This window comes from Amycolatopsis sp. NPDC051071, from assembly GCF_040682875.1.
Lineage (GTDB): Bacteria > Actinomycetota > Actinomycetes > Mycobacteriales > Pseudonocardiaceae > Amycolatopsis.
Genome location: NZ_JBFBBY010000267.1, coordinates 1 through 7189, shown reverse-complemented (window position 1 = coordinate 7189; position 7189 = coordinate 1). Strand labels below are relative to the sequence as shown.

6 protein-coding genes are annotated in these 7189 nt (G+C 68.3%); 4 read left to right on the top strand and 2 right to left on the bottom strand.

Features of this window, described 5'->3' with window-relative positions; all coding sequences use genetic code 11:
* Nucleotides 1-279 precede the first annotated feature (279 nt).
* A complete protein-coding gene (locus tag AB0M65_RS39555) occupies nucleotides 280-1029 on the top strand; it encodes a hypothetical protein (RefSeq protein WP_364040345.1) in 750 nt (249 codons plus the stop codon).
* Nucleotides 1030-1114: 85 nt separating this feature from the next.
* On the opposite strand, the gene AB0M65_RS39550 is transcribed toward AB0M65_RS39555, so the two are convergent.
* Both AB0M65_RS39550 and AB0M65_RS39545 read right to left on the bottom strand, forming a co-directional pair.
* Nucleotides 1115-2518: a hypothetical protein gene (locus AB0M65_RS39550; RefSeq protein ID WP_364040342.1), complete on the bottom strand. Its 1404-nt coding sequence runs from the start codon at nucleotides 2516-2518 to the stop codon at nucleotides 1115-1117.
* A gap of 37 nt (nucleotides 2519-2555) precedes the next feature.
* A complete protein-coding gene (locus tag AB0M65_RS39545) occupies nucleotides 2556-4178 on the bottom strand; it encodes a DEAD/DEAH box helicase (RefSeq protein ID WP_364040339.1) in 1623 nt (540 codons plus the stop codon).
* 458 nt (nucleotides 4179-4636) lie between these two features.
* On the opposite strand from AB0M65_RS39545, the gene AB0M65_RS39540 reads away from it, so the two are divergent.
* The 3 genes from AB0M65_RS39540 to AB0M65_RS39530 all read left to right on the top strand — a co-directional run bounded on the left by AB0M65_RS39540 (nucleotide 4637) and on the right by AB0M65_RS39530 (nucleotide 6980).
* Nucleotides 4637-5290, top strand: coding sequence for a ferritin-like fold-containing protein (locus AB0M65_RS39540; protein WP_364040336.1), 654 nt, complete (start codon nucleotides 4637-4639; stop codon nucleotides 5288-5290).
* A gap of 60 nt (nucleotides 5291-5350) precedes the next feature.
* On the top strand, nucleotides 5351-5581 hold the full coding sequence (locus AB0M65_RS39535) for a DUF3107 domain-containing protein (protein WP_364040333.1): 231 nt from the start codon (nucleotides 5351-5353) through the stop codon (nucleotides 5579-5581).
* 118 nt (nucleotides 5582-5699) lie between these two features.
* Entirely contained in the window at nucleotides 5700-6980 is a 1281-nt protein-coding gene (locus AB0M65_RS39530; RefSeq protein ID WP_364040330.1) for a heparan-alpha-glucosaminide N-acetyltransferase domain-containing protein, read from the top strand.
* Nucleotides 6981-7189 lie beyond the last annotated feature (209 nt).

The following is a 7189-nucleotide window of genomic DNA, read 5'->3' as shown; positions in this document are numbered from 1 at the left end:
CATGGGGTCCTAGACACACCACATGATCAACCAGAGACCGTGCCTGCCCTCATCCAGGCCCACACCGACTTTGCCGGGGCCCTGCGCTAGGCGCAAGGAAGGGGGCCTTCATGTACTTCGTGCCGGCGTTATGCGTCTTGGTGATCGCCGCGGAAGGCTGAGCACGGCAGGAAAGTGCCACTGCGCGGAAAAGCGGACCGGTGGCGGCGAAACTGTGGCTCACTGGACACGTCGTAGACGAACACGCTGCCGCATGGCGAAGAACGAAGGACACCGTTGATGACCTACCCACCCCAGCCAGGACAGCCCGGCGACGGCCACGGCGGACAGCAGTACCCAGGGCAGCAGTATCCCGGGCAGCAACACCCAGAACAGCAGTACCCAGGGCAGCAACACCCGGAACAGCAGTACCCAGGGCAGCAGTACCCAGAACAGCAACACCCCGGGCAGCAGTACCAGCAGGGCGGTTACGACCAGAGCGGCGCGTACCCCCAGCAGCAGTATCCCCAGCAGCAGCACCCCGGCTACGGCCAACAGCAATACGGTCAGAACCAGCAGCAGTACGGACAGGGCTTCGGCGGGCCGCCCGCGCCACCGAAGAACGGCAAGACCGGTCTGCTGGTGGGCGTCGCCGCCGCTGTCGTGGTGCTGGTCACGCTGGGTATCACCGGGTTCGTCGCTCCCGGGTTCTTCCTCGGCGACGACAAGGCCGACAAAGCGGCCGGCCCTGAAGCGACCGCGCAGGCGATCGTCGACGGCATCAACGCCCACGACAAGACCGCGTTGACGGCGCTCAAGTGCGGGAACGCGGAGAAGGACATCGACCAGGCCATTGATCAGGTCGGCGACGTGTCGAACGCCAGCCTCAGCGAGTTCACGAAGGTCTCCGAAACCAAGTACACGGTGGCCGTCACGCTGAGCATCAAAGGGCGAACCCGCACCGCCGCCGGCACGCTCGCCGGTGAGGGCGGTAAATGGTGCTGGAAAGAGCTCGGCCGACCGCGTGCCACTACCTCGACGACGCGATGACAGCGGGGGAGCAAGGGACCTTTGCTCTCCTCAGGCCGTCTGACCTGCGAAAAGAGAGCAAGGGACCTTTGCTATCGCCTGGTGGTCACTTGAGGGCGGCCAGCGTGGTGCCGCGTTGCTCAAGCAGCACGGGCCCGACCGAAGAGAGCTGGACCGGGCCGGTGTAACCGTGCCGGTCCACGCCGACGGTGCGGATCGTGGTGCCGGTCAGTTCGTCCAGGACGGCGAGTCCGCCCTGGATCGGCACGACCAGCTGCTCCCCGAAGGTCACCCCGGGGCCGACGGAGTTCTTCAGCGTCCAGCGCGGCGTGAGGTCGTCCCGCGAGAACGCCATCGTCTTCGAACCGGTGAACCAGTACATGCCCTGCGCGGTCCACGCGGTCGTCATGACGCCGCCTACGGGGTCCTGCGTGATGTCCGCGTCCGGGACGTCAAGCGGGTACGCCGACTTCTGCAGACCGTCACCGCCGTAGATGACCAGCAGTTTCTGTTCCGGCAGCACGATCAGCGCGAAGTCGCCGGACATCGCGACGAGTTTCGCGTTCTTCCCGGCGAGCACGGTGCTGTAGTCGACTTTCGGCTCGTCGGCCTCGTCGTTGGTCGCCTTGTAGACGGTGAAACGGTCGGCCGGGTCGCCGGGGCAGCGTTCGATGACGCCGATCTTGCCCGACGCGGCCGCCACCGTGCCGTACGCGCAGCCTTTCCGCGGTTGCTTGTTCGGCTGGACGATGACCGGCACCTCGCCGTACTCCATGCTCTTGACCAGGTCGTCACGCCACGTGTTGAGCAGTTTCTTGCCGGTTGTGGTCACGTGTGAGCCGTCGACGACCAGCCGGGTGCCGAGTTCGGCGTCACCGTTGCGCTGCGCGGTGCGGCGTCCGGTGCCCGTGTCGAGCTGAGTGACCTCGCTGCAGCCGGTGTCCTTGCGGTACACCGCGTCCACCTTGATCCCGGTGAGCGCGACGGTGCACAGTTCGAGATCGCGCGAGTAGCGCCACCGGACGGTCCCGGTGTACGGGTCCCGCCCCAGCACCTCGCGTTTGTCGGCGGTGACGACGTTGTTGGCTTCCCCGATCGGCACCGGCGTCGACGAACTGGGTGCCTGCCACAGTTCGGTCAGCGAGCCGGGGACCTCCGCCGGGGCAGGCGGGAGGCCGGGCGGCAGGGTCGCGGCGACCTGTGCGACCGTCGCGGCGTTGTCGCTGTTCACGCCGATGACCACCGCGGTGACCGCGACGACCACCATGATCACCGCGACGGCCACGCGATCCCGGCCGCGGTTCCACGGCGAACGCCGGGCGCGTTTCCCGCCCGGCGGCGGCTCGGCGGCCACCGGCGGAGCGGGTTCGGCGTCCAGGACGTCTTCGGTGCCGATCGTGGCCGAGGCCTCGGCGGTCTCCGGCTCGCTGCCGTTCGGCTTCTGTTCGGGTTCAGCGGGCACGGGCCGCGCCGGATCGTTGCCCGGCGCGGCGTCCCAAGGTTCGCTCACGTGCCCCTAGCTCCCCATGTCTGCGATCTGAAGGTGCTCAGTCTGCCGACGAAGGTGTATCAGAAGTCGCCGAGGGACGGCGACGGCGGCGTCGGCGGGCCGGACGCTCGGCGCCGTCGCCCGCTTCCTTCTCCACCGCCGGACCGCTGACCTCAGGGCTCGGCTTCGCGGCGCCACGGCTGCGGCGGCGAGCACGAGTGCGGCCTTCGGAAGCGCCCTCGCCCTGACCCTCGGCACTGTCGGTGCTGTCCGCGGAGGCGGAAGCAGCGGCGTCCGCGGCCTCGATCTTGGCCGCCGAGTCGGCGCCGCCGCGGGTCCGCTTGCGCGGCGTGCGGTTGCGCTTGCGGGGAGCCTCTTCTTCCTTCGGGCCTGTACCAGCGCCCGAGCCCTGGCCGCGGCCACGGCGCTTGCCGCCAAGGTCTTCCTCGACCTCGGCCGAAAGACCGGCGCGGGTCCGCTTCGACAGCGGGAGGCGCCCGACGGTGCCCTCGGGGATGCCGAGGTCACTGAACAGGTGCTTCGACGACGAGTACGTTTCCGCCGGCTCGGGCATGTCGAGCCCGAGGGTGTCGGAGATCAGCTTCCAGCGCGGTTCCTCGTCCCAGTCGACGAGGGTGATCGCGACACCGGTGCGGCCCGCGCGGCCGGTGCGGCCGATGCGGTGGACGTAGTTCTTTTCGTCCTCCGGCGTCTGGTAGTTGATCACGTGCGTGACGTCGTCGATGTCGATACCGCGGGCGGCGACGTCGGTGGCGACCAGCACGTCGACCTTGCCGGCGCGGAACGCACGCAGTGCCTGCTCGCGAGCGCCCTGGCCGAGGTCACCGTGTACGGCGGCCGCGGCGAACCCACGCTCGACGAGCTCGTCGGCGACCTTCTGCGCGGTGCGCTTGGTGCGGGTGAAAACCATCGTGAGGCCGCGGCCCTCGGCCTGCAGCGCACGGGCGATCAGCTCGGGCTTGTCCATCGAGTGCGCGCGGTAGACGAACTGCGTGGTGCGCTCGTGGATCGCGCCGGCGTCGTTCTCCTCGGCGCGGATATGCGTCGGCTGGGTGAGGAACGTGCGGGCCAGCGTGATGATCGGGCCCGGCATGGTCGCCGAGAACAGCATTGTCTGCCGCTTGTCCGGGACCATCCGCAGGATGCGCTCGATGTCGGGCAGGAAGCCAAGGTCGAGCATCTCGTCGGCCTCGTCCAGCACCAGACCGCGGACCTTGCCCAGCACCAGGTGCTTCTGCTCGGCCAGGTCCAGCAGGCGGCCGGGCGTGCCGATGACGACGTCGACGCCGCTGCGCAGCGCCGCGATCTGCGGCTCGTACGGGCGGCCACCGTAAATGGCCAGCGTGCGGATGCCGAGGTGCTTGCCCGCACCCTTGAGGTCGCTCGCGACCTGGACGCACAGCTCACGGGTCGGCACGACGACCAGCACCTGCGGGGTGCCGTCGCCGGGAACCTCGACCCGGTGCAGCAGCGGGACGCCGAAGCCCAGCGTCTTGCCCATACCGGTACGGGCCTGTCCGATGAGGTCGTCGCCGGCCATGGCCAGCGGCAGGGTCAAGGCCTGGATGGCGAAGGTGCGCTCGATCCCGGCCTCGCTCAGCGCCTTCACGATCTCCGGCTTGACGCCGAAGGACGCGAAGGAGGGGGATTCGGGTTCCACCGGTGCGCCCGCCTGGAGCGGATGCGACACGTCGAGTGCCGCCGGGCCTGTCTCGCTGTGCTCCAGCGCGACTGCCTCCGGGACGCCGGTGGTGTTCTGTTCGGTTGTGGATTCGTTCGTGGTCAGGGTGCTCGCCTCTCTCGTGACCAGCGCGCACTGCCCTGGTCACCGATCGACACTCGACCACGAGGATTCGCTCGGCTCCGCGCTACTGGCGCTGAAGCGGCCCTTCGTGGGAATGCCGCAGGATGGCGTGCACGCACATCATTCTTGTGCTGATCAGGGCCACACCGGCTGTCCTTCAGCCGCAGCAGCGCCCCGATCCGGGACGGAAGATCCGTCGTATCCGGTCGCCAGTGTACCTGGTCTGCGGTTTTAGGATAGTCCCCGCCGCGCAGGGGAGGTGGGATCGGTCTCTTCACCACCTGGGGAGTGTGTTCGGCGATACTCTCGTCGCCGTGACGGAGGCAAAGCAGATCAGCGAGGGCGTAGTCGATTTGCTCGGCGTACTCGCCTATGGGGAATTGTCCGCTTTCGATCGCCTGGCCGAGGACTCGCGCACCGCGCCGACGTTGTCCGGCCGGGCCGCGCTGGCCTCCATGGCGGCCGCCGAGATCGGGCACTACGACCTGCTCACCAAGCACCTCGCGGGGCACGGCGTCGCGATCGAAGACGCGATGCGGCCGTTCGTCGGGCACATCAACGCCTGGCATGCCTCCACGGCGCCGCGCTCGTGGCTCGAGTCGCTCGTGAAGGCCTACGTCGGTGACGGGCTCGCCGCGGACCTCTATCGCGAGATGGCCAGCTGGCTCGACCCCGAGACCAAGGACCTGGTGCTCACCGTGCTCGCCGACACCGGGCATTCGGCGTTCGCCGAGCGCGAGGTCGCGGCCGGGATCGTGGCCGACCCCAAGGCACGGGACAAGCTCGCGCTGTGGGGCCGCCGTCTCCTTGGCGAGGCGCTGACGCAGGCCCAGTACGTCGTCGCCGAGCGGGACGGGCTGGCCGAACTGATCGTCGAAGGTTCGGGCGATCTTTCGGGAATCGCCGCGCTGTTCCGCCGGTTGCAGCAAGGACACACCAAGCGCATGCAGGTGCTGGGGCTCGGCTGAGTTCACTTCGGCTAGCCTTGGCGGACCAGTGATTTCGAAACTTTCAAGCGGAGGTCCCACGTGGAGGTCAAGATCGGCATCAAGGACACACCGCGAGAGCTCGTGGTGTCGAGCATCCAGTCGCCCGACGAGGTCGAGCAGTTGGTGGCGAGCGCCTTGACGACCGGTGACGGGATCTTCCGCATCGACGACGAAAAGGGCCGCAAGTACATCGTGCCCACCGACCGGATCGCCTACGTCGAGATCGCGCCGTCGGATGTCCGCAAGGTCGGCTTCGCCGTTGGTGGCTAACTAACCCGATCGGGTAATAGTCCGATGTCACAGTGGCGTCACCGCTGTGTCTCAGCTGGCTCTCAGATTTGATCGTCACGCTAAGGCGGGGACGGCAGGGGGCTAGCCGAGAAATGAGGTGGACGGCGTCACTGTGATGGACCGCGCGCTGGTCGACAGCGCGCGCACTGTTCCCGGACAAGGCAAACGGGCCGCGGGGCGGCTGACCGGTATCGACGTCGCCCGCGGCCTGGCCGTACTCGGCATGTACGCGGTGCATGTCGGCCCCGATCCCGCCAAAGGCGGCGCCGGGGTGCTGTTCAAACCGTTTGAAGGCCACTCCGCGGCGTTGTTCGCGGTGCTGGCGGGTGTCTCGATCGCGCTGATGTCCGGCGGGCGCCACCCCAAACAGGGCCGTGACCGCACACGCGTCGCGCTCAAGCTCGCGACGCGCGCGCCACTGCTGGTGGCGCTGGGGCTATGGCTGACCAGCCTCGAAACCGGCTACATGGTGATCCTGGCCTATTACGGGGCCTGTTTCCTGATCGTCATCCCGTGGCTGCGCGCGAGCGCGAAGGCGCTGGCGATCGCGACGGTCGTCACCGCCGTGGTCGCGCCGCTGCTGTCCCATCTGGTCAGGGTGCGGCTGCTGCCCCGCGACCTGCTGTTCTTCGCACCGGACCTGACCGCGGACGACGTCACGTCGACAGGCCTGCTGAGGGCCGCGACCGTGCTGGTGCTGACCGGGACGTTCCCCGCGCTGACGCTGATGGCGTACGTGTTCGCGGGTATGTCGATCGGCCGCATGGACCTGACCTCGCGCAGCGTGTGCCGCCGCCTGTTCTTCGGCGGCTCGGCGCTCGCGGTGGGCGGGTACTTCTTCTCGTGGGTCGCGACCGGGCCGCTCGGCGGCATGCAGGCGGTCTACCGCTCGCTGGAGCCGGCCGCCGCACAGGCCGGGATGACGCCGTCGGAGTTCTTCCGGCTGCACCAGACCTGGATCCACGGCACGCCGCCGACCACCAGCTGGGCCTGGGAACTGCTGCCGACCGGCACCTCGTACACACCGTTCGACCTGCTGATCTCAATCGGGGTCGCGGCGGCGGTGATCGGCGGCTGCCAGCTGCTGATGCCGAGGTTCGAGCGCGTGCTGCGGCCGCTTTCGGACCTGGGCGGGCGGGTGCTGAGCGCGTACGTGCTGCATTTCGTGGCCATCGCGCTGCTGTGGGACGAGAGCGACGGCGATTCGATCTTCAGCGTGCCGCACTTCGTCGAGTTCTCGGTGGTCGCGCTGACCGCCGCGGTGCTGTGGCGGAAGTTCGTCGGGCGCGGGCCGCTGGAATGGACGATGAACAAGCTGTCGAGCTGGCCGAAGTACCTGGGTGCGGTGGCGCGGGTGCCTGCCCAACGGCGAGGTTGACCGTCTTCTGTCCGCCTTGGGGAAGGTGTGAAGGTCGAGTTTCCTCGGCTGAGCCGAGGGAAGGGGGCCTTCACGCGCCATCCTCGTAGCTGGTGATGCTGCTGAGGCCAGAGGTGTAATCCTCCGCTGAGCGAGGTGGGCGGATGAGGCGCTGGTCGGGGTGGTCGTGAGTGATCTGGGTCGTTCTAACGACCCAAATCACTCACGAC

What these genes read in the sequence shown, in the direction of transcription:
- AB0M65_RS39555 (WP_364040345.1), top strand. Translation starts at nt 280, where the DNA reads ATGACCTACCCACCCCAGCCAGGACAGCCCGGCGACGGCCACGGCGGA.